Annotated in this window: 19 protein-coding genes; 12 read left to right on the top strand and 7 right to left on the bottom strand. The window is 30.4% G+C overall.

Going from position 1 to position 23170, the window contains the following annotated elements:
* Positions 1 to 103: 103 nt before the first annotated feature.
* The 6 genes from Q5I67_RS01475 (at position 104) to Q5I67_RS01450 (ending at position 6942) form a co-directional block, all read left to right on the top strand.
* On the top strand, positions 104 to 478 hold the full coding sequence (locus Q5I67_RS01475; protein WP_302486152.1) for a YkvA family protein: 375 nt from the start codon (positions 104 to 106) through the stop codon (positions 476 to 478).
* A gap of 25 nt (positions 479 to 503) precedes the next feature.
* On the top strand, positions 504 to 2876 hold the full coding sequence (locus Q5I67_RS01470; RefSeq protein WP_302486151.1) for a DNA topoisomerase 3: 2373 nt from the start codon (positions 504 to 506) through the stop codon (positions 2874 to 2876).
* A 258-nt stretch (positions 2877 to 3134) separates the two neighbouring features.
* Complete coding sequence (locus Q5I67_RS01465) at positions 3135 to 4436, top strand: hemolysin family protein (RefSeq protein WP_296923079.1); 1302 nt, start codon at positions 3135 to 3137, stop codon at positions 4434 to 4436.
* A 98-nt stretch (positions 4437 to 4534) separates the two neighbouring features.
* Entirely contained in the window at positions 4535 to 5497 is a 963-nt protein-coding gene (gene pfkA / locus Q5I67_RS01460) for a 6-phosphofructokinase (RefSeq protein WP_296923077.1), read from the top strand.
* Between the two features lie 90 nt (positions 5498 to 5587).
* The gene (locus Q5I67_RS01455; protein ID WP_302486150.1) at positions 5588 to 6094 is read left to right on the top strand and encodes a helix-turn-helix domain-containing protein; all 507 of its coding nucleotides are present in this window, start codon (positions 5588 to 5590) and stop codon (positions 6092 to 6094) included.
* The gene (locus Q5I67_RS01450; protein ID WP_302486149.1) at positions 6070 to 6942 is read left to right on the top strand and encodes an IS3 family transposase; all 873 of its coding nucleotides are present in this window, start codon (positions 6070 to 6072) and stop codon (positions 6940 to 6942) included. Before Q5I67_RS01455 ends, Q5I67_RS01450 begins: the two co-directional genes overlap by 25 nt.
* A gap of 65 nt (positions 6943 to 7007) precedes the next feature.
* On the opposite strand, the gene Q5I67_RS01445 is transcribed toward Q5I67_RS01450, so the two are convergent.
* The 3 genes from Q5I67_RS01445 to nhaA all read right to left on the bottom strand — a co-directional run bounded on the left by Q5I67_RS01445 (position 7008) and on the right by nhaA (position 10255).
* Positions 7008 to 7751 (bottom strand): tRNA threonylcarbamoyladenosine dehydratase, encoded by a 744-nt coding sequence (locus tag Q5I67_RS01445; RefSeq protein ID WP_302486148.1) that lies wholly within the window; start codon positions 7749 to 7751, stop codon positions 7008 to 7010.
* A gap of 98 nt (positions 7752 to 7849) precedes the next feature.
* The gene (ftsZ, locus tag Q5I67_RS01440; RefSeq protein ID WP_302486147.1) at positions 7850 to 9013 is read right to left on the bottom strand and encodes a cell division protein FtsZ; all 1164 of its coding nucleotides are present in this window, start codon (positions 9011 to 9013) and stop codon (positions 7850 to 7852) included.
* A 39-nt stretch (positions 9014 to 9052) separates the two neighbouring features.
* Positions 9053 to 10255 (bottom strand): Na+/H+ antiporter NhaA, encoded by a 1203-nt coding sequence (gene nhaA, locus Q5I67_RS01435; protein ID WP_302486146.1) that lies wholly within the window; start codon positions 10253 to 10255, stop codon positions 9053 to 9055.
* Positions 10256 to 10461: 206 nt separating this feature from the next.
* Between nhaA and Q5I67_RS01430 the strand changes: the two genes are divergently transcribed.
* The 6 genes from Q5I67_RS01430 to Q5I67_RS01405 all read left to right on the top strand — a co-directional run bounded on the left by Q5I67_RS01430 (position 10462) and on the right by Q5I67_RS01405 (position 19279).
* The gene (locus Q5I67_RS01430) at positions 10462 to 11106 is read left to right on the top strand and encodes an amino acid ABC transporter permease (RefSeq protein WP_302486145.1); all 645 of its coding nucleotides are present in this window, start codon (positions 10462 to 10464) and stop codon (positions 11104 to 11106) included.
* A gap of 9 nt (positions 11107 to 11115) precedes the next feature.
* The gene (locus Q5I67_RS01425) at positions 11116 to 12231 is read left to right on the top strand and encodes an N-acetylmuramoyl-L-alanine amidase (protein WP_302486144.1); all 1116 of its coding nucleotides are present in this window, start codon (positions 11116 to 11118) and stop codon (positions 12229 to 12231) included.
* A gap of 264 nt (positions 12232 to 12495) precedes the next feature.
* A complete protein-coding gene (locus Q5I67_RS01420) occupies positions 12496 to 13761 on the top strand; it encodes an NAD(P)/FAD-dependent oxidoreductase (protein WP_302486143.1) in 1266 nt (421 codons plus the stop codon).
* A 176-nt stretch (positions 13762 to 13937) separates the two neighbouring features.
* Positions 13938 to 16754: a DnaJ domain-containing protein gene (locus Q5I67_RS01415; RefSeq protein ID WP_302486142.1), complete on the top strand. Its 2817-nt coding sequence runs from the start codon at positions 13938 to 13940 to the stop codon at positions 16752 to 16754.
* A gap of 47 nt (positions 16755 to 16801) precedes the next feature.
* The gene (locus Q5I67_RS01410) at positions 16802 to 18061 is read left to right on the top strand and encodes a hypothetical protein (RefSeq protein ID WP_302486141.1); all 1260 of its coding nucleotides are present in this window, start codon (positions 16802 to 16804) and stop codon (positions 18059 to 18061) included.
* A gap of 60 nt (positions 18062 to 18121) precedes the next feature.
* Positions 18122 to 19279 (top strand): glycoside hydrolase family 3 protein, encoded by a 1158-nt coding sequence (locus Q5I67_RS01405; RefSeq protein ID WP_302486140.1) that lies wholly within the window; start codon positions 18122 to 18124, stop codon positions 19277 to 19279.
* Between the two features lie 99 nt (positions 19280 to 19378).
* Here the strand turns inward: Q5I67_RS01405 and Q5I67_RS01400 are convergent, their stop codons facing one another.
* The 4 genes from Q5I67_RS01400 to Q5I67_RS01385 form a co-directional block, all read right to left on the bottom strand.
* Positions 19379 to 20638 (bottom strand): cell wall metabolism sensor histidine kinase WalK, encoded by a 1260-nt coding sequence (locus tag Q5I67_RS01400; RefSeq protein ID WP_302486139.1) that lies wholly within the window; start codon positions 20636 to 20638, stop codon positions 19379 to 19381.
* Between the two features lie 30 nt (positions 20639 to 20668).
* On the bottom strand, positions 20669 to 21337 hold the full coding sequence (locus tag Q5I67_RS01395; protein WP_302486138.1) for a response regulator transcription factor: 669 nt from the start codon (positions 21335 to 21337) through the stop codon (positions 20669 to 20671).
* 31 nt (positions 21338 to 21368) lie between these two features.
* Positions 21369 to 21995, bottom strand: coding sequence for a GTP pyrophosphokinase family protein (locus Q5I67_RS01390; RefSeq protein ID WP_302486137.1), 627 nt, complete (start codon positions 21993 to 21995; stop codon positions 21369 to 21371).
* Between the two features lie 152 nt (positions 21996 to 22147).
* Entirely contained in the window at positions 22148 to 23110 is a 963-nt protein-coding gene (locus tag Q5I67_RS01385) for a malate dehydrogenase (protein WP_296896318.1), read from the bottom strand.
* Positions 23111 to 23170: the final 60 nt, after the last annotated feature.

Genomic DNA, 23170 nt, shown 5'->3' with positions numbered 1-23170 from the left:
ATAAAGCTCTATATTAAGTATAATAATTAATATTTAATATAGAGTTTTTATTTTATAGATGATATTTTGATTTAATTTGTAAGTTTATTAAGGAGAATTTTAAATGTTTACACGAATTTTATCGTTTATTAGTTCAAGTAGAAGAGATATTTTAATTTTATTTACAGCTTTATTTAATAGAAATACACCTAAGATGATAAAGACAATGACAATTGTAGCGTTTTTATATCTTATAAGTCCTATTGATTTTTTACCAGATATGATACCGGGATTAGGATTATTAGATGATGCAGTAGTAGTACCGGGTATTTTATATGCGATGCTACAGATGTTACCGGCTTCTGTCAGAGCAAAATCAGAAGTACAGGCAGATTATTTAGGGCCGAAAATGCCTTGGCTTTTAGCTATTTGTGGAATTTTTCTCATAGCATGGACTATATTTGTTTTTGTAGCGATCTATAATTTTATTTTTAATTAATGCGAGTAATTTAGGAGATGAAATTATGCGTTTATATATAGCTGAAAAACCAAGCATGGGAGCAGAGATTGCAAAATGTTTGACAGGCCCTGTGCAAAGAAAAGATGGTTATTTAATAACTAAAGATGGAATTGTAACATGGGCTTTTGGTCATATTTTGCGTCAAGCTGAACCAGAAGAATACAATGCTAAATATAAAAATTGGAAAGCTGAAGATTTACCGATTATACCCAAACAGTGGAAGATGATTATAGATGAGTCTTGTAAAAAACAATTTGGTATCATTAAAAATCTTATTGATAAAGCCGATGAAATAATTCATGCAGGTGACCCTGATAGAGAAGGGCAATTACTGATTGATGAAGTTTTAGATTATTTAAATTGTCAAAAACCTGTAAAGAGAATTTTATTAAATGCTTTAGATGAGGAAAGTATAAAAAAAGCTAATAAAGATTTGCGAGATAATCGAGATTTTTTGAATTTAAAAAAATCTGCTTTAGCTAGGGCAAGAGCAGATTGGCTTATCGGTATGAATTTGTCTAGGGCATATACTTTGGCAGCAAGAAGAGCAGGAAAAAAAGGTGTATTTGCTGTAGGTAGGGTAAAAACGCCGACACTTGCTTTAGTTGTCCGCAGAGAACGCGAATTAAAAGATTTTAAGCCAGTGGATTATTTCACGATAAAAGCGGTATTTGCTCATCAAAATGGCGAATTTAGTGCCACATGGAAGCCTAAAGATACACAGGCAGGACTAGATTTTGAAAATCGTTTAATCGATGAAAATATAGCTAAAGCTTTAATCGGTAAATTTGCTCAAAAAACAGAAGCAGGAAAAATAACAGCTTATCAAAAATCACAGAAAAAAGAAGCACAAAGACTACCATTTTCCTTATCTAGCTTGCAAGTTTTGGCAGGTAAAAAATATGGATATGATCCGCAATTAGTATTAGATACTGCACAAAAATTATATGAGAAAAAATTGACGACATATCCACGTTCCGACTGTGAATATTTACCGCAAAGCCAATTTAGTGATGCTAAGATTATTTTACAGAATTTATATAATATAAATGATGAACAATTAGCTAGTTGGACAAAAAAATGTGATTTAAAAACGAAAAGTAGAGCATGGAATGATAAAAAAATAACAGCCCATCATGCGATTATTCCGACAAAAGTAAGAGCCAATTTAATGAGTTTGACTAGAGAAGAGCAAAATATTTATTTCTTAATAGCTCAAGCGTATATAGCACAATTTTATCCAGTGCATATTTATGACCAGACTAAAATCAGCATAGAATATATGCAAGAATTGTTTGTAACAAGTGGTAGAGTCGTAAAACAGATGGGCTGGAAAGAATTATATGTTCAAAATAATAAAGAAAAATTTTTAAATGAAGACGATAAAAAAGAAGATAATGAAGACAAAGAAGAACAAAATTCATTGCCACTTATGAAAAAAGGCGATGAAGTAGAATATATAAATGGTGAATATGATAAAAAATCTACAAAACCACCAACTCGCTTTACAAGTTCGACACTGCTTGCAGGTATGAAAGATATTCATAAATATGTAAAAGATGTAGAAGTTAAGAAAAAATTAAAAGATATTTATGGTATTGGCACAGAAGCAACAAGAGCAACTATTATCGAAGATTTAGTAAAGAGAAATTTTTTACAGCTTGAAGGTAAAAAGAAATATTTAGTGCCAACACAGTCGGCGTATATTTTAATTGATGCACTGCCAGATGAGATGACGTATCCAGACTCTACAGCTATTTGGGAAGATTATCTTCATTCCTTATCTGAAGGTAAAGGTAGTGTAGAAGAATTTTTGGCAAAACAAGCAGAGTTTACGCAAAGTTTATGTATAAAGGCTACAAAAACAGCTTTAATACAAGAACATGAATATAAATGTCCAAGATGTAATCAAGGAATTTTAGTTAAGCGTAAAGGTAAAAATGGCGAATTTTGGGGTTGCTCTAATTTTCCTAATTGTCGTATGACTTGTAATGATGTAGATGGCAAGCCAGATATAGAAAAAACGAAATTTAATTTCAATAATTATCGACAAATGAGTTATAATAATAGTGATAAAAATTATATAAAATCTGGGCAAAATGAGATATTTCAGCAAGATAATCAATTGATTTCAGCTTGGGATTTAATCGCTAGAGAAAATACGAAAAAAATGAATTTTGCTCCTAAAGAAAAATTTTCAGCAATGCCTATAGAGAAAAATAAAAATACTAAAGCTACATCAAAATATTTATGTACGCGTTGTAAAGAAGGAAATTTACGTAGAATTCGTGGTAAAAATGGTTGGTTTTGGGCATGTTCAAATTATCCTCATTGTACAGCTACTTATGATGATAATAATGGAATTCCTGTATTATAAAAAGCTTAAAATACGTTGAACTAGTATATGAATTTTTAAATCTATTTAAAGAATTTTTATTAACTATACTAAAATGTAAATTAAAAGTAAGTACAACGTAAAAATATTCAGATAAAGAAAAAGTTGAAAAATAACTTATGATTTTATATAATTATACTAGATTTGAATTTATACAATATAGGAGGTGAATTACCTGTTTCAATGTTAGTATAAATAGTTGATACAGGTAATTGATTATTGGAGCTAATTGAAGTTCTATTGAAATTAATTTTAGTAGTTTTTTTAGTGTTTATGAATGGTTTTTTCGTAGCGGCGGAATTTGCCCTTGTAAAGATTCGTTCTTCTCGTTTGGAAACACTTTTACAAGAAGGTAATACGCGAGCTAAATATGCTAAAAAACTTACAGATCATTTAGATGCATCTTTATCAGTGACGCAGTTAGGGATAACGCTTGCGTCCCTTGGTTTAGGTTGGGTTGGTGAGCCTGCTGTTGCAGCTTTATTAGTACCAGTAGTGCAGTTTTTTGGTTTTGGTGAAGATTTAGCTCATTCTATAGCACTTGTGGTAGGTTTTTCACTTATTACAGCGATGCACATTATTTTAGGTGAATTAGCACCAAAATCAATGGCTATTCAAAAGGCAGAAACTGTAACACTTAATATTTCTATACCAATGCTTATTTTCCATAAAATTATGTGGCCAGCTGTATGGATTTTAAATCATGTAGCTAACTGGGTAATTATTCGTCTTGGTTTTGAAGTAGCAAGTGAAGGTGAAGAAGCTCATAGTGAAGAAGAAATTCGCTTGTTGATGGAAGAAAGTCATAAACATGGATATATTGATAAAACAGAATTGACTTTTGTCGATAATGTATTTGATTTGTCTAATCTTACAGTTAGAGAAATTATGATTCCTCGTACAGATATGATTTGTCTGTATTTAGAAGATTCTTTTGATGAAAATGTAAAAAAAGCTTTAACTGAGCAGATGACAAGGTATCCTGTATGTATTGAAGATAAAGATAATATTGTAGGTTTTTTACATATAAAAGATTTATTAAATCCTTTATATGCACGTAAAAATATTGATATTAGATCGTTATTAAGAGAAGTAACTGTGGTACCAGAATCTATGCCAGTGCGTAATTTGTTAAAGCTTATGCAAGGAAAACGTTTACAATTAGCAATTGTTGTTGACGAATATGGTGGTACAGCAGGTATGGTTACATTAGAAGATATCGTAGAAGAAATTGTTGGGGAAATTCAAGATGAATTTGATGAAGAAAGACCGACAGTTGAAAAACGTACAGAGAAATTATATTCTCTTGACGCTAAAATGCTACTTGATGATGTAAATGAAATGTTTGGTACTAATATTGAGGAAGAAAATATAGATACTATCGGCGGTTGGCTTTCTACGCAGGTAGATACTCCTCCACGTGTAGGGCAAAAAGCTAATTTTGGTGACGATGAATTCTTTGTTGAAGAAGTCGATAGGGTACGTATTACGCGTGTATTAGTTAAATTAAATCATACTATAGATAATAATACAGATATTTAATAAGTTGCGAATATGTTTATATTTTAGTATAAGCAGTTCTATATAGTTAATAATATGCATTATATTGTTATATCAAAGAAGAAAAGGGGTAATTTGATATGTTAAAATCTATTGCAATCATGACTAGTGGTGGAGATAGCCCAGGAATGAATGCTGCAGCTCGTGCGGTAGTTCGTACAGCTCTTTATGAAGGTGTAAAAGTATTTGGTATCTATGATGGATACAAAGGTATGCTTGAAGACCGTATTGTAGAATTAAATTCTCAGAGTGTTAGTGATATCATCCAGCGTGGTGGTACTTTCTTAGGTACAGCTCGTTGCCCAGAATTCAAACAAGAAGAAACTCGTAAAGAAGCTCTTAAAATTCTTCAAAGCCATGGCATTGAAGGTTTAGTTATCATCGGTGGTGATGGTAGCTTAACAGGTGGTTCTTTATTGAGTGATTTAGGTATGCCAATCGTTGGTCTTCCTGGTACTATCGATAATGACGTATGGGGCTCTGATTATACTATTGGTGCTGATACTGCTCTTAACACTATCTTAGATGCAATTAATAAACTTCGTGATACAGCATCTGCTCATCGTCGTATCATTGTTCTTGAAGTTATGGGTCGTAAATGCGGCTGGCTTGCTATGATGGCAGGTATTGCTGGTGGTGCAGAATATGTTCTTGTTCCAGAAGTAAAATATGACCTTAATAAAATTTGTGATGAACTTAAAACATCTTATGATAATGGTCGCCGTTATAGTATCGTTGTTGTTGCTGAAGGTGTAGGCAGTGCTGTAGACATCGGTAAAGAAATCGGTGAAAAAACTGGTATTGATACTCGTGTAACTGTATTAGGTCACGTTCAACGCGGTGGTTCTCCAACTGCTGAAGATCGTGTAAAAGCTAGTATGTTAGGTGAAAAAGCTGCTTTAGCACTTATCAATGGTCAATCTAATATTGTATTTGGTATCAATGAAGGTAAAGTAGTAGCAATTGATCTTCATGATTCTGTAAATAACAATAAAACATTAGATCCAGAATTAGTACGTTTAGCACGTGTATTATCTAACTGATAATAAGTTAAATTAAAAATAAAAGCATTAAAGTTTGAACTGCACCCCAAAAGTTGGACACAAAACAACTTTTGGAGGTGCAGTTTTTTTATGACTAAATACTCAAATGAATTTAAAGTTAAAGCAATTAAAATGGTTTTAAAAGGAGATTCTATTTCTCATGTAGCTAAAATTCTAAACATGCCAGATATAGCTCCTCTTTGCAGATGGATATCTCATTATGAACATGGTGGTATTCCACAACTTCTTCATAAAAATCGTAAATATACTCCTATCTTTAAGCAAAAAGTTATTGAATATAAATGGCTACATCATTTATCATTAAATCAAACAGCAGCCAAATTTTCCATTCCTAATACTGGTACAATTTCTACATGGGAAAAGTTGTATCGTTCTTATGGATTTTCTGGCTTACTTGCTAAGAAACGAGGTAGACCATCTATGAAAAAATCTAAAAACAAAGTTAACAAACCTAAAAAAGAACTTTCTTACGTTGAACAATTGGAACAAGAAAATTATCAATTAAGGATGGAAAATGACCTATTAAAAAAGTGGCATGCCTTAATGAAGCAATGGGAAAAGGAAGGAAGACACTAGTTCTAGTAATTGCTAAATTAAGGAAAAAATATACTCTAAAAGCCCTATTAAACTATACAAAATTAGCTAAAAGCACATATTATGATGCATTAAAAAAATTATCTAGAGAAGATAAATATAAAGGATTAAAAACATTAATTCATAATATTTGTAATAAAAATCATGGAAGATATGGATATAGAAGAGTAACTTTGCAGCTGCATAAACAAGGAATAAAAGTCAATCATAAAGTAGTTATGAGATTAATGAAAGAAGAAAATTTAACATGCAAAGTAAGAGCAAAGAAATATAAATCGTATAGAGGGCAAGAAGGAAAAATAGCTAAAAATATATTAAATAGAAATTTCAAAGCAGAAAAACCAAACGAAAAATGGGCAACAGATGTAACAGAATTTGCATTATGTAATGAAAAAATATACTTATCACCAATAATAGATTTATATAACGGAGAAATAATAAGTTATAAAATATCGAAAAGACCAATACTAAAGCAAGTATTAGATATGGTAAAAGATGCAACAAGAAAGATAAAAGAAACAAAAGGAATAATTCTACATTCAGACCAAGGATGGCAGTATCAGAATAGAAGATATCAGGAGTTATTAAAAGAAAAAGGCATTATCCAAAGCATGAGCCGAAAAGGAAACTGCTTAGATAATGCCGTAATAGAAAATTTCTTTGGTTTGCTAAAAAGCGAATTGTTCTATTTAAAAAAATTTAAATCCGTTGAAAATTTTATAAAAGAGTTAAAATCTTATATAAAATATTATAATACAAAACGAATAAAGATAAAACTAAAAGGACTTAGTCCCGTAGAATACAGAACTAAGTCTCAATTAGTAGCTTAATTAATATGTCCAATATTTTGGGTGCATATCAGTTTGGATTAATTCCAGCTTTAATGCTTTTTATTTTATCTATTTATTTGGCAAATATCTTTGATGATTTCTCCTGCTATCATTAAGCCAGCAATTGGTGGCACGAAAGAAATACTTCCTAAAGGTTGTTTGCGAGTAGAGGCAGGGCTATTGTCTTTAGAAGTATTTTCTTTGAAATTCACAGTATAATCGGTGAAAGGTTCTTCTGTAGAATAGAGAACTTTTAATTTTTTTATACCTTGTTGTTTTAACGCTTTGCGAATGATGCGGGCAAGTGGACAGGTATGTGTTTTATAGATATCAGTGATTACAAATTTTTGTGGATCTAATTTATTGGCAGTTCCCATAGAACTCATAATTGGCAAATTATATTTATTAGCATTTATGATTAAATTTATTTTAGCTTTTACATCATCTACAGCATCGACAATATAAGTATAATCATCATCCCAATTAAAAAAATTGCTTTCAGGTGTATATAATTTTTCTATAGTTGTAACTTTTGCCTGTGGATTGATAGCAAGTATACGCTCTTTCATCATTAAGGTTTTTTTCTGACCAATAGTTGTTTCAAGAGCATGTATTTGACGATTGATATTAGTTAGTGATATATCATCGCTATCAATTAAAATGAATTCACCAATACCACAGCGAGCTAATCCTTCTGCCACATAAGAGCCTACGCCACCAATGCCAAAGATGGCAATTTTGCTTTGGGCTAATTTAGACATATTTTCTGTACCTAATAATAATTCTGTACGGCTAAAACGATTTAACATAATTACTCCTTATTATTTATTATAGATAAAATGCACTAAACAGATTAATTTTTAGATGATTAGTCTATTTAGTGCATTAATTTTTAGTAAAATAAATTTTATTTTATATCATTTTTAAAATTGAAAAATGGAAATGCTGAAAAACTACTTTTTTTAGTTTCTTTTTCTTTATTCATAAAGTCAGGTAATTTTAAGCTATCATCAGTTTTGGGAGCTGTATTATCTGGCTTTGTTTTATCTTTATTATCATCGATTTTTTCTGATGCTTTAGTGTCATTTGGCGTTGAGTTATCAGAAAAATCAGTAGCAATGATAGTTGCACGAACTTTATCGCCTAAATTATCGTTTATTACTGTGCCGAGGATAATATTTACATCAGGATGTGTATGCTCATTGATGAATTTACTAGCTTCATTAACTTCATATAGTGATAGAGAAGAGTTACCACTGATATTTAAGATAATACCACGAGCACCGGATAAACTTCTTTCTACTAAAGGACTACTAATAGCTTCTTTTACAGCATCTACAGCACTTTCACTGCTTTCACCAATTCCTAAGAGGGCATCAGGATGATCACTTTGTTGGAAGATAGATTTTACATCGGCAAAGTCAACATTGATGACACCAACAGTTAAAATTAACTCTGTGACGCAACGAATACCTTGACGAAGTACCATATCAGCCATGCGGAAAGCATTTAAAAGTGTAAGTTTTGTACTAGTTTTGATTTTTAATAAATTATCATTGTGCACAGTGATTAATGCGTCCATATATGGCATTAATTCTTTGATAGAAGCTTCAGCTAGTTTCTGTTTGCGAGCTCCTTCAAATGTAAATGGTACAGTTACTACACCTACAGATAAGATATTCATATCATGGGCAATTTTGGCAATTACTGGCAATGCACCAGTACCTGTGCCAGCACCAAGTCCTGCTGTTAAAAATACCATATCAGCACCTTTAAGAGCCTGTTTGATAGTTTCAGCATCGTTTTCAGCTGCTTGGTGTCCTAGATTAGCATTGCCACCGCAACCGAGACCTTTAGTTAAATTTGTACCTATTTGGATTTTAGTGATATTCTCGTTTGTTAATGATTTTAATTGTTTATGGTCGGTATTAACTGCAATTAAATCTAAATCTAAATCAGTATTTTCGGCAATACGTTTAACTACATTATTACCGCCACCACCAACACCAATTATTTTTATATTAACAATTGCATTTTTTATTTCATTGGTTATCTCACTCAACAAGGGCACCTTCTTATAAATTTTTATAGTATTAGCTTATCATAATATTTATGCTTTGAATAGCTTAGATGTTTTAAATATAATTACACCTAAAATACCAGATAATACGGAGGCACATAAAATGCTGATTTTAGCACTAGCTAGATAAGAGGCATTGTCAAATGCTAAGGCTGCGATGAATAAAGACATAGTAAAACCGATACCACCTAAAGAGCCAGCACCTATTAATTGAGTAGTTTTTGCACCTTCAGGCATCTTAGCAAAGCCTAATTTAAATAAGATAAAAGCTGCACCGCAAATACCTAGAGGCTTACCAATACAAAGACCTAAGATAATACCAATACCGATAGGAGAAAGAATATCTGAAATACCACCTTCAACAGTAACACCAGCGTTTGCTAAAGCAAAAATAGGCATGATAGCATAAGCAGACCATGGTTCAAGTTTATGTTCAAGTTTATGAAGTAAAGAGTTTTCACGATTTTTATTATCAGCAGGAATTAGCATACCTAAACATACGCCAGCAATTGTAGGGTGAATACCTGCATTTAAAAAGGCAACCCAAGCGATTAAACCTACTAATAAATAAGGAAGGAAATTTCTGCAATTTAAACGATTGAGGATAAAAGCACCTAATAGAGCTACTAGACCAATGCCTAATGCTGCAAAAGAGATATTAGAATTATAGAAGATAGCAATAACAATGATAGCACCTAAATCATCAACAATAGCTAAAGCTGTTAAAAAAATAGCAATACTACGAGGTGCACCGCTAGCAGCAATTGCTAAGATACCTAAGGAAAAAGCGATATCAGTGGCCATAGGAATTCCCCAACCAGAAAGTGTATCTTGTCCCATATTTACAAGGGAATATAAAATAGCAGGAACAATCATACCACCAATGGCTGCACTTATAGGTAGGATAGTAGCAGATAGAGATTTTAATTCACCAAAGAGAAATTCACGCTTGATTTCAAGACCAATAACGAAAAAGAAAATAGCCATAAGACCATCATTTATCCAATAAAGGACTGTTAAATCAAGATGCCATTTAGCTGGACCTAATGGTATTTGTGTGTTTAAAATTTCATTATATAAATTGGAAAGGCCGGTATTAGCTAAAACTAATGCCAATATAGCAAAAAGTAAAAGAATTATACCGCTAGAAGCTTCATGACGGAAAAAAGTCATAAAAGGAGAAGTAAGTAATTCAACATTGCTTTTTACTACATTATTAATTTTTTTTCTCAATAAAATAACCTCGTTTCTTTTAATTATTAATAATATTAATTTATTTACCAAATTTTGCCTATAATGATTATACATTTTTTTATATAAGTAAGGCAAATATATTTTGAGATAATAATAATTAATCTTTGTATTTTATGTGTCTTTGTTGTAAAATAACTATACTGAGGATTTTAATGAGCAAGTAAGTTTTGGAGTTGATAAGTTTTATGGATAACCTTTTAAGAATAGTAATGCCGATGTTAGAGGGCTCACAAATAACGTTACAGATTTTCTTTATTACGTTGATTTTATCAGTGCCATTAGGCATGCTATTTTCTTTAGCTAGATTATCATCAATAAAGCCGATAAGATATTTGACAGAAGTATATATTTGGTTAATGCGTGGTACACCACTCATGTTACAGTTATTATTTGTTTATTTTGCATTACCAATGATAGGAATTCGTTTGCCTGATATAGCAGCTGCATTATTAGCATTTTCTTTAAATTATGCAGCTTATTTTGCTGAAATTTTTAGAGCGGGAATTCAATCTGTTGATAAAGGTCAATATGAGGCTGCTAAGGCTTTAGGTATGAATTATCCACAAATGATGAGACATGTAATTTTGCCGCAGGTAATACGTATGGTATTACCACCTGTAAGTAATGAAACTATAAATCTAGTAAAAGATACATCTCTTATTTATATTTTGGCTATGAATGATTTACTTAGAGTAGCTCGTTCTATAGTACAAAGAGAATTTGATATGACACCATTTTTAGTAGCAGCTGTTTTTTATTTATTTATGACATTTATATTAACATGGGGCTTCAAGAAATTAGAAGCCAAATACAATATTAGTACGAGGTAAAATACGTTAATGAGAAAAAGTTTATATATTTTTTCCTTAGTATGTCTTTTCACTTTGCTTTGTATGCAAAGTATTGTTTTAGCAGCTAGTGATATAGCTACAATAAAAAATTTAAGAATTAGTAATAATAGTGATAAAGTTCGTATTGTAGTTGATGCAGATAAAGAAGTAGATTATCAGTCATTTGCATTGTCCTCACCAGATAGAGTGGTAATAGATTTAAGTGATGCTGCTTTAGCAAAAAATGTCAAAAAAGAAATAGATCTTAATAGTAAATATGCCAGTAAGGTGAGAGTAGCTCAATTTAAAGAAAATGTGGTTCGTGTAGTAGTTGAAACGAAAGTAAATAAATCAGGTTATGATGTTTTTGGCATTGTAGGAGGAGAAACTCCTTATCGAGTAGCAATGGATTTTGGTAATATTACTTATAATACAGTTGGTAATATTGGTAATATAAGTAGTAATTCTTCTAGTAATAGCAATAGTAGTAAGGATAATAGCTATAAAGTAGATAAGAATTTTAATATTGATAAAGATGCTAAATCAATATTAAAGGGTAAGAAAATCACTATTGATCCAGGACATGGCGGCAGTGACTCAGGAGCAATAGGACCTACAGGATTGTATGAAAAAGACTCTACATTGCGTATTGGTTTAAATTTAGCAGAAATGTTAAAACAATCAGGGGCAAAAGTATATATAACAAGAAAAACAGATACAGATGTTGCACCACAACCAGCTACAGATGTAGAAGAATTACAAGCTCGTGTAGATGTAGGTAATAAAACACATTCAGATATTTTTGTAAGTATCCATTTAGATTCATTTACATCTTCGTCGGCTCAAGGAACAACAGGTTATTACTATGTAAATGGTAGTAGCAATAGTGAACGACTTGCTAGATATATAAAAGAAGGGGTTATTGAGCAAATAGGGACTTATGATAGAGGCACAAAAACAAGTAATTTCTATGTAGTAAAACATACAGAAATGCCTGCAACTTTATTAGAGGTAGCGTTTGTTTCTAATCCTAGAGAAGAAGCAATTTTAAAATCCGATGATGGTATAAAGAAATCAGCTCAGGGCATATTTAATGGTATTGTAAAATATTTTAGTGAATTATAAATGATAAAAGCCTTTTCTTGATGAAAAGGCTTATTTTTTTACCTGAAATAGCAATTGTAAAAAGAGTATAAACTATTTTGAATTTAACTTGACAAATTTACAATAAAAGGTTATTGTATAAGTCATAAGAACAAAAGATTTTGTTCAATATAAAAGTGAATTTATTCACAAATAATATTTTTTATTTATTTTATTTGGGGTGTATTTAGGGGTATTGTGAAGAATTTCACAAATAATGATTAGAATTTTGGGGGAGATTTAATAATGCCTAGAACAAATCAGGGAACAAGACCACATGTTGTTATTCTTGGAGCAGGTTTTGGTGGAATTAAAGCTGCTAAATTATTAGCAAATGAAGATGTAGATGTTACTATTGTCGATAAACACAATTATCATTTATTCCAACCACTATTGTATCAAGTGTCTACATCAATTTTATCTGAAGATGAAATTTCTTATCCAATTCGTGCATTTTTTCACAAGAATGAGAATGTGGACTTTTTTATGGCAGAAGCTACAGGTTTTGATCCTGCTAATAAAATTGTAAAAACTAGTCATGGTGATATCAGCTATGATTATTTAATTATAGCTACAGGTGCTACTACTAATTATTTTGGTATGAAATCTGTAGAAGAAAATTCTTATCCTATGAAGACTTTACGTGAAAGTACTTTACTTCGCAATCATCTTATTCGTACATTTGAACGTGCTTCTCGTATAGATAATGATAAAGATTTGAAGAAAGCACTTATGAGAATTATTGTTGTTGGTGGTGGTCCAACTGGCGTTGAAGAAGCAGGGGCTATTTCTGAACTTGTATATAAATGTATGAAAAAAGATTATCATAATCTTGATATGAAATACGTTGATATAAAATTAATAGAAGCTACTGATAAACTTTTACCTATGATGCCAGAAGCTCTTCGCAATAATACTGTAGAAGTTTTAAAAGATAAAAATGTAGATGTTCGCTTAAATACTCAAGTTAGAGACTATGATGGTGAATATATTACATTAAAACATGGTGAAACTGAAGAAAAAATTAGAACACGTACTGTAATTTGGGCAGCTGGTGTTAAAGCTCAACCAGTTGTAGCAACTCTTGGTGCAGAAGTTGACCGTGCAGGTCGTGTTATTGTAGAAAAAACAACACAAGTAAAAGGTTTTCCAGATATTTATGCAATTGGTGATAGTGCTCATTTTGAACAAGATGGTCGTCCACTTCCAACAATTGCTCCAGCATCTTATGAAGCTGCAGTGACTACAGTAAAAAATATTATGCACGCTATTAAAGGTGAAGAACAGGAAACTTTTGTTTATAAAGATTTAGGTAGCATGGCAACAATTGGTGCAGGCGATGCAGTAATGTTCAAAGGGGTTATGAAATCCAAAGGTTTATTTGCATGGATTGCTTGGATGGCAGTACATGTATTAAGACTTGCAGGCCCATTGACTAACTGTACAGTTATCTTTAAATGGGTTATGAACTATTTCTTCGGTGTTCGTATGGCTCGTATTATAAGAGATTAATAAATGATATAAAAATACTTCTGATTTGTTAATTTACGGATCAGAAGTATTTTTTTATTTAAGAATAAAGACATTTTAAGTTTGATAAGTATAAAAATCAGAACTATAAATATGAATAAAGCAATGATATAATAAATAACATATAGATTTATTAATATGTAAGGAGTGCATGTTAAATGCAACAAGATTATTATAAAATTTTGGGTGTAAAAAAAGATGCAACAATAGAGGAGATAAAGAAAGCATATAAGAAATTAGCATTTAAATATCATCCAGATCGTAATTATGATAATTTAGAAGAAGCAGAAGCTATGATGAAAAAAATTAATGTAGCTTATGATGTATTGTCAGATGAAAATAAAAGAGCTGAATATGATAGTACATATAATACTTCTAATAATATTTTATCGGATTTGTCTTTTAAGATAGGTTCACGAATAATTAAATATAATCATGATATGAAAGTATATATTGCTATTAGACGAATGTTTAATGAATTAGCTTTTAAAAGTGTATGTGCGTTTCAAGAGAAATACATAAGTTTTGGTAGTTTAGATATATTTCATGAGAGAGGATATGATTTAGGTAGAGCATTTATAAAGATAGCTTTAGATGAAGCCGTAAGAATATGTATAGAATCAGGTAAATATAATATAAATATTGATGCATTTTTAGAATTTGATACAGATGATATAATTTTAAAACCTTGGACAAAGGCTTTTATGGCTGTAGATGAAGAGTATATTAAGATACAAAGTATGGTATTATCAGAGGAAGAACGACGAGAGCTAAGAAAAAATTCTCGTGCTAGAATGGTAGGGACAGGTTTTGGTCTGACAAATGCAGTGATAGCTTCTATGGAAGCAGGGGCTGTTAATCTTGCAACAGGAGCAATACATAGTATATTTAATTCTATTGGTAATGCATTTACTAGGGCCAGTGCAAATAGCAAGAAAAGAGAAATATATAATAATGATGAAATATTTATGTTTTTAGTAAAAAATTTAAAAGAAAGTATAAATAATATTGGATTGATTTTAACTTTTGATATTTTAAATTTAGTTCCATTTGAAAAAAATATTAATTCTGTTTCAGCAATTATAGATAATATAAGAGAAAATAGAATTCCTTCAAATTATATAATGAATGCCATTATGGATGTTTTAGAGATTTATCCATTTGAAGCTTTTTTGTATGATAAAGGAAGAGAATACTTATCAGGTAGTGATTTGCAAACATTAAATGATATGGAAGAAGTTTTTGGTATAAATTTGCAAAGAGAATTATATAGACAACAATATATATCATTTGCTGAAACTTATAGAGAAAATAATAATATGAAAGTTGCTTTGAAATGGTATGAAAAAGCAGCTAATTTGAATAGTTTAGAGGCATTAAAATTTTTAGCAAGATATTATTTAAAGAATAGACATGCACAGGCTATAGACTATTTGAAGCGAGCAGCTGATTTAGGAGATATAGAAGCTATATCTGAGTTAGGAAAATATTATTATTACAAGGATGAAGATAGCAAAGCAATATATTATTTTAAGCAAATATTAAAGAAAGCAAATAAAAATACGATTTATTATGATGAAGCTTCTTACTATTTAGGTACTTGTTATTTTTATGGATATGGTACTGAAAAAGATTATGAAGCAGTATATGAATTACTTTTACCATTAACTGTAGGGAATAATAAAAATTCAAAAGCTCAAGTTATATTGGCTGAATGTTATTTTAAAGGGTTGGGTGTTAATAAGAATATTAATAGAGCTATTGAACTGTATAGTGATGCAGCTCAAGATGAAGATGAGGATGCCCAATTATTTTTAGTTAACTATTATTGTAATGAAAAACATGGGAATTATGAAAAAATAATTCCATATTTAAAAAATTTAGTAAGAAATAATAATGATATTGCTAAAATTTATTTATCAAAATGTTATTTTTATGGATTAGGTATTTCTACAGATATAAAAAAATCTATTGATTTATTGAATAATATAAATGTAAAAGATATAAAAGATATGACTTTTTTATGTGATTTAGGACAATTATATTATTTAGGAATAGATGTTGAAGTTAATTATAAAAAAGCAATAGCTTATTTAATATTAGCTGCCGAACAAGGTAATAGTAACGCACAATATTTTTTAGGTATGTCTTATTATAAAATAGGAAATATTAGTGATAGTATTAAATGGATATCAAAATCATCTAAAAGCAATATAAATGCTAAATTTCAAATGGCTTTATGTTATTTTAATGGAATTGGAATGGATATAAATTATAGTAAAGCATTTAATATATTTTTTGAATTAGTAAATAAAAATTATAAAGATGCAGTATATTATTTGGGAATATGTTATTTAAAAGGACTGGGAACAGAGAAAAATTATACAGAAGCTATAAATTTATTAGAGAAAGCAAATATTGAAGGTGATATAAAAGCTGATTATGATTTAGGTTATTGTTATTATTATGGTTATGGTGTAGCTCAGAATTATAATGAAGCAGTTAAATATTTTGTTAAAAGTGCTAAATTAAACAATAAAGATTCATGGTATATGCTTGCATTTTGTTATGAAAACGGAAATGGTGTTCAACGAGATTTAGAAAATGCTTTTAAATTTTATTATAAAGCTGCAAGTTTAGGACAAAATGAGGCTAATTTTGCAGTAGGAAAATGTTATGAAAATGCGATTGGTACTGAAAAAAATATAATTGAAGCAATAAAATATTATGAAATAGCAGGTAAAGCAGGTAGTTATGCAGCATTGGAACGTTTGAAATTCTTATTAGAGCAAAAAAATGTACAGAAAGAAGTAAATAAATACAATAAAAAGGTAGAAAAAGAAATTAAAGCAGAAGAAAAAGCTATAAAACGAAAAGAGCAGAGAGAAAGTATTAAAGAAGGTTTTAGCACAGGATGTGGATGTTTATTTTGGATAATTATTATATATATTATCTATCAATGGTTATTTAAATAGAGCACTAATTATTAAATATTATAGAAAATATGATGGAGTGAAGTATTTTGAAAGATAAAAATATATCAGAAATAAATAATAAATGGATTTGTCCTAATTGTGGGCAGGTTAATAATGATGCATTTTGCTCTAAATGTGGGCATAAGAAGCCATTAGAAGCAGTGAATCCGATGAATGAATTACAGAATTTAGTAGAGAATAACATGATAAATGATAACTCAGGGAGAAAAATAGATACTGAAATATCAAATAAAATAAATCCATTAGAAGAATTACAAAATTTAGTAAAAGAGCCTATTTTAAAAACTAATATATCAAAAAGAAATAGTTCTACTATAAATGAAAGCGGTAGTATTTTAAAGTACATTATTATTGGTGTAATATTAGTTTTAGGTGTATTTTTAGGTATATATTTTTTTAGTAATAAAACAGCGAATGATATTTCATCAAATACTTCTAATAATGGGATTATATCTAATGAAGAAAAGGATATACCCTCAGTAAATTCAGATTTATCATTGGGTGGAGTAGAGTTAGGATATTCTATTGAGCAAATGCATAAGGTTTTGGGTAAGGAAACAAGTATTGATGAAAAAGATTCTTATAAATTTTATAATTATAGCGATATTCAAGTTGGTATAAAAAATGGAAAAGTGGATGCACTTGTATCAAATAGCTCTGCTGTAGCTACTAAACGAGGTATTCATCAAGGTTCATCTTTGAAAGATGTTTTTGATAAATATGGTGATAATTATAATAAGATGGATTATGATGATTTAATATTATATGAATATACATTTGCTACAGATAATAATAAAAATGGTATACTTCGTTTTGCGATAAGTAAATCAAATAATCAAGTAAATTATATTAGTGTTCGTATACCAGAAGAAGATTTAAATACAAAGTCAATTACAACAACAGATAATTCAACTTCAAATGTAACAAATGCAAATGAAGCAGCACAAGCACTTAATAATTATTATGCAGCAATCAATAAACATGATATGAGAGCAGCATATAATATTTTATCCGATGATATGCAAACACATATGGGAAGTTTAAATGATTATGCTGATGGATATAAAACGACATTATCGGATAGTATTTCTAACGTGCAAGTAACTTCTAATAGTGGTGATGAAATAGCACTTTCGTATACATTGACAGCACGTGATGGCTATAATGGAAATAGTATTAAGGAACAAACTTTTGCATGTACAGCCCTTTTAAGTAAGAAGACAGGTAATTGGCATATTGTCGATATGTCTGCTAAAAAACAAGGCGAACGTATTATGTCTAGATAATAATTAATTTTATTTTAATAATTTTGTCCTTTAATAAAAAAGAAAGGAATTTATAGGTTCATGCGTAAAAAAATAATTATCACTGTTATAGTAATTGCAATTATAATTTTAGGTATATTGTTAAATGATAAAAATATTTTTAGCAATACGGAAGATAGTAAATCTACACAAGAAGATGTACCTATTACTCAACAGAATTTAACTATTGATGAAAAAGTAGATAAGATCGTTGCTTCCATGTCTAAGACTGAAAAGATTGGGCAAATGGTGATGATAGGCATTCAAGGTACAAAAATTGATGATGATAGTTTATATATGTTAAATCAATTTCATATGGGTGGGGTTATTTTATTTGATAGGAACATGGAAAATCCTGAGCAGGTAAAACAATTAACATCAGATTTACAAACTCAATCAAATGAAAAAGTTCCTTTGTTCATCGGTATAGATGAAGAAGGGGGCGATGTGGTACGTATGGCAGAAAAATTAACACCACCACCATCGCAAAAAGAAATTGGTGCCACAGGTGATACTGAACAAGCTAAAACATGGGCTATAAAAACAGCTAAATCACTCAAAGAAATGGGAATTAATGTGAATTTTGCTCCAGTTGCTGATGTAGGTTCTAATGATAACCGTTCATACAGTACAGATGTAAATACAGTGATAAATTTTGTAAGGGCAGCAGCTACAGGTTATCAACAAGAAAATATCATATATAGCTTGAAGCATTTTCCTGGTATAGGTAAAGGTCAAGTTGATTCTCATGTTGAAAGTTCTAGTATTGATGCATCAAAAGATATATTAATAGCGGAAGATATTTTACCGTTTAAAACAATCATCAATGAAAATAAGCCAGAAGATTATTTTATTTTAGTATCACATTTGAATTACCCTGCACTTGATCAAGAACATCCTGCAAGCTTGTCATCTAAGATTATGACTGATTTATTGCGTAAAGAATTAGGATATAAAGGCATAATTATCACAGATGATATGGAAATGGGAGCAGTGGCAAATCATAATGATTTTAAAACAATAGGAGTAAAGGCTATAAAAGCTGGTGCTGATATTGTGCTTGTATGCCATGAATATGGGCATCAACAAGATGTTTATCTTGGATTATTAGATGCTGTTGATAGTGGAGAGATTAGTCAAGAACGTATTGATGAATCTGTAAAACGAATTGTTAAAGCAAAATTATTGCATTTATATTAATTAGAATAGATCTTATTTAGTAGAATTTCAGTATGAACAGTAAAAGGGATAAATAGAAAATTTTCTATTTATCCCTTTTGTTTTAACATATATGAGTATTTAATTTGTAAATTTTACAATAAAAGTAATTTTACCTTTACTATAACTAACTTTTATAGTGCCTTTTAGTAATTTTACAAGTTCTTCTGCAATGGAAAGTCCAATTCCATATCCGGCTTTTTCGCTATTATGAGAGGTATCTTCTCGATAAAATCTTTCGAAAAATCGGGAATAATCAATATGGCTACCGTTTATATAATCATTTGTTATATATAAAGTTGTTGTCTTTTTGGCTTGAACTAATTTTACATCTATATGACCATTATCATCGCAGTATTTAACAGCATTATCAATTAGAATATTTACTAGTTCATAGAGATATTTATATTCAGATAAAATAAAAACATCAGGTTTAACTTGATATTTTAATGATTTTTCTTGATCTATTGCCATTTGTTGAAATGATTTAGCCACTTCAATTACAATTTCAGAGAAATTAGTATTACTAAATAAAAGATTTTCTGTAGCATATTCACTCATTTTTGATAAAGTAATGAGTTCATTAATGAGTTTTGATAAACGTTTAATTTGTTTTAAAATATTTTCTGTCCATTGATTTTTTCCATTGATAAGTTCAATAGCTTCTGTATTGGCAGAGATTATTGCTATTGGAGTTTTTAATTCATGGCCTGCATTAGTAATAAATCTTTTTTGATTTTCGATATTATGAATAAATGGCTTTATGGCAAGATTGCTTAGTATAGCCAAGATTAGGATGTAAAGGAGAATACATATTAATCCCAATTCTATAGAATCTTCAATGAAATCCTGAATTATAGCCATATCACGAGTGCAGTCCATAATAACTATTAAAATATCTCCATTTGGTCGTGTGGTTATTTGATAAGCATAACTAGCACGATCTTTTTTAAAATTACCATTAGCTTCACCCTTTTGAATAGCCATTTGGGCATATTGAATGGCTTCTGCTTCAGTAAAGGCAGCGATATTTTTTATATTGATTTCTTTAACATAATTATTATCATCTACAAGTACGCTGAAATAGCGAAGTTGATAAGGAAAATCAGGTGTATCACCAGTCCAATCTGTTTCGCTAAACCACGTAGTATTAGGAGGAAGTTTATGTTCAGAAATTCTTCCATTATTTTGTGAGATATACATGAGGAATGAGTCTATTTGAGCATTAATTCTAATATAAGCTACACTTGTAATAAGACTTAAAGCACCAATAACAATAATAATCACTGTAGCAGTAGAGATTAAAATAAATTTTCGTCGAAGCTTTTTTATTACATTCATGATGAATACACTCTTTTATTAAATTATTAATTATTTATTAGTTAATAAATAATCTTGCCCTTTTTGACCTATGATTTGAATATCAGCATTGATGGATTCTAATTTTTCACGTAAATAAGAAATATATATCCATACAATATTTTCATCAGCATCTGTTTCATCAGACCATATTGTTGAGAATATATGGTTAGTAGATAAGGATTTATCCATATTAGTCATAAAGAGTTTCATTAATTTTGTTTCTTTATGATTTAGACTGATAGAGTTTTGACAAGAAAGATTTTGCTCTTCAATGTTTAATTGAACAGAACCTGCTGATAAAGTTAAAGGTGAAAATTGAGTATTTCGACGAGTTAAAGAGCGAATACGAGCTAATAATTCACCAACAGAAAATGGCTTCATTAAATAGTCATCAGCACCAGCATCAAGTCCTGTGATGCGATCATCAATTTCTGATTTTGCTGTTAACATGATTACTGGTGTGAAATTACCTTTTTGACGTATAATTTTTAAAGCTTCAATTCCATCCATTTTAGGCATCATAATATCAAAAATTAAACAATCATAAACATTTTTTAAAGCATATTCCATGGCAGCACGTCCATCATATACACTATCTACTTCATAGCCTGAATGTTGTAAAATGGCAGTTAAAGCACTAGACATATCTTTTTCATCTTCTGCGAGTAATACTTTCATAAAAATACTCCTTATATTATGACTTATTTTATTATGATTTATTTTCAGCGTTAATTAAATTTCTAATAGTCTGCATAGATACATCACAAGCAGCTAATTCATCAGCACATCGTTTTAATTCTTTAACGATTAATTCTGGATTTTTTATATCATGTTTATATTTCATTTGATGTTCTAGACTAGCCCAGCTATCCATAGCAATAGTACGCAACTGGACTTCAGCAAAAAACTTACCTGGATTGTTTCCTGATACATCTTCATAGGGAGCAGTAAGTTCAAGGATTAAGTGATAACTTCTATAACCATTAGGTTTTACATTTTTAATATAGTCTTTTTCTTTTATTATTTTACAATTTGGCAGTGCTTTCAAATAATTAATATTTTTATAGATATCATCAATAAAACGACAGATGACTCGAATGCCAATGGCATCTTGGATATCGTATAGAGCTGAATATGTTGTTTGGGGTAGATTTTTGCGAGTACATTTTTCGAGCATGCTATCATTATCTTTTACACGATAAATCAGATGTTCATAAGCTTTTTCGCCACTTTTTTGCATTTCTATTTTATTGTAATTTTTTATTTGATTAATGAGATTATCTAATATTGTATTGAGAATAGGTTCATATTTTCCATATATATTAAAGTGGGTCATGATTATCACCTGTTTTATTAATTAAACGATTAATAAATAATTTTCTATTTAGTGAAAAATGCTCCCTTGATAGGAAGCAGGTATATTGTGCTTTACTATAAGGGAGCATTTCGTAGATATATTTTGTTCCGTTGTAAATTAACGATTAAAGCTTATTTTAAAGCTTCAGCTAATTTAGCATTTGTTTCACGTGCGGAGCCAACACTTGCATCAAACATAGCTTTTTCTTTTTCGTTGAGGTCAAGAACAGTAATTTCTTTAATACCGCCTTTACCAAGAACAGCTGGAACACCAGCACAAACATCTTTTTCACCATATTCGCCATCGAGGTAGCAAATGCTGGAGATAGTAAGACCGCTGTCTTTAGCAACTGCTTCAGCCATAGTAGCAGCAGTTGTACCAGGAGCGTACCAAGCGGAAGTACCGAGTAAGCTTGTTAAAGTACCGCCACCTACTTGAGTAGCATGTTCGATTTCAGCAAGTTTTTCTTCAGAAAGGAGTTCAGTAACAGGTCTGCCTTTATAAGATGCAAAACGAGTAAGAGGAACCATAAGGTCACCATGAGCACCGATTACCATAGCGTTGATATCACGAACTGGGCAACCAATAGCTTGAGCTAAATAGTATTCAAAACGGCTACCATCTAAGAGACCGCTCATACCGATTACACGATTACGTGGAAGACCACTGTCTTTAAGTGCAAGGTAAGTAAGAGTATCTACAGGGTTGGAAACGATGATGAATACTGCTTCTGGGGAATGTTTTAAAGCTTGGTCCATAACACCTTTAACGATTTTGGAGTTAACACCGATAAGGTCTGTACGGCTCATACCAGGTTTACGAGGAATACCAGAAGTAATAACTACAACATCGGAATTTTCTGTTGCTTTGTAAGCTTCGTCAGCTTTAGCAGCATCATCCATAGGAGCAGTTACACCGATGATTTTAGTATCGATATGCATCATCTGTGCAGTCTGCATCATATCCATAGCTTTACCTTCGGATACGCCTGGTTTAACGTCGAGAAGTACAACTTCTGTTGCAAAATTTTTGAGTGCGAGTACGTTAGCGCAAGTAGCACCTACGTTACCTGCTCCAATAACTGAAATTTTCATAATATGAACATCTCCCTACAATGTGAAAATCTATTCATATCTAGTTTAACTAGATAAAGT

This window comes from uncultured Megamonas sp. (genome assembly GCF_958438645.1).
Classification (GTDB): Bacteria; Bacillota; Negativicutes; order Selenomonadales; family Selenomonadaceae; genus Megamonas.
This window is presented reverse-complemented; position numbering and strand designations above follow the sequence as displayed.

What these genes read in the sequence shown, in the direction of transcription:
- Q5I67_RS01390 (WP_302486137.1), bottom strand. Translation starts at nt 21,995, where the DNA reads ATGACCCACTTTAATATATATGGAAAATATGAACCTATTCTCAATACA.
- Q5I67_RS01400 (WP_302486139.1), bottom strand. Translation starts at nt 20,638, where the DNA reads ATGAATGTAATAAAAAAGCTTCGACGAAAATTTATTTTAATCTCTACT.
- Q5I67_RS01405 (WP_302486140.1), top strand. Translation starts at nt 18,122, where the DNA reads ATGCGTAAAAAAATAATTATCACTGTTATAGTAATTGCAATTATAATT.
- Q5I67_RS01445 (WP_302486148.1), bottom strand. Translation starts at nt 7,751, where the DNA reads ATGTTAAATCGTTTTAGCCGTACAGAATTATTATTAGGTACAGAAAAT.
- Q5I67_RS01385 (WP_296896318.1), bottom strand. Translation starts at nt 23,110, where the DNA reads ATGAAAATTTCAGTTATTGGAGCAGGTAACGTAGGTGCTACTTGCGCT.
- Q5I67_RS01415 (WP_302486142.1), top strand. Translation starts at nt 13,938, where the DNA reads ATGCAACAAGATTATTATAAAATTTTGGGTGTAAAAAAAGATGCAACA.
- Q5I67_RS01470 (WP_302486151.1), top strand. Translation starts at nt 504, where the DNA reads ATGCGTTTATATATAGCTGAAAAACCAAGCATGGGAGCAGAGATTGCA.
- Q5I67_RS01425 (WP_302486144.1), top strand. Translation starts at nt 11,116, where the DNA reads ATGAGAAAAAGTTTATATATTTTTTCCTTAGTATGTCTTTTCACTTTG.
- Q5I67_RS01455 (WP_302486150.1), top strand. Translation starts at nt 5,588, where the DNA reads ATGACTAAATACTCAAATGAATTTAAAGTTAAAGCAATTAAAATGGTT.
- Q5I67_RS01450 (WP_302486149.1), top strand. Translation starts at nt 6,070, where the DNA reads ATGGGAAAAGGAAGGAAGACACTAGTTCTAGTAATTGCTAAATTAAGG.
- Q5I67_RS01475 (WP_302486152.1), top strand. Translation starts at nt 104, where the DNA reads ATGTTTACACGAATTTTATCGTTTATTAGTTCAAGTAGAAGAGATATT.
- pfkA (WP_296923077.1), top strand. Translation starts at nt 4,535, where the DNA reads ATGTTAAAATCTATTGCAATCATGACTAGTGGTGGAGATAGCCCAGGA.
- Q5I67_RS01430 (WP_302486145.1), top strand. Translation starts at nt 10,462, where the DNA reads ATGGATAACCTTTTAAGAATAGTAATGCCGATGTTAGAGGGCTCACAA.
- Q5I67_RS01420 (WP_302486143.1), top strand. Translation starts at nt 12,496, where the DNA reads ATGCCTAGAACAAATCAGGGAACAAGACCACATGTTGTTATTCTTGGA.
- Q5I67_RS01395 (WP_302486138.1), bottom strand. Translation starts at nt 21,337, where the DNA reads ATGAAAGTATTACTCGCAGAAGATGAAAAAGATATGTCTAGTGCTTTA.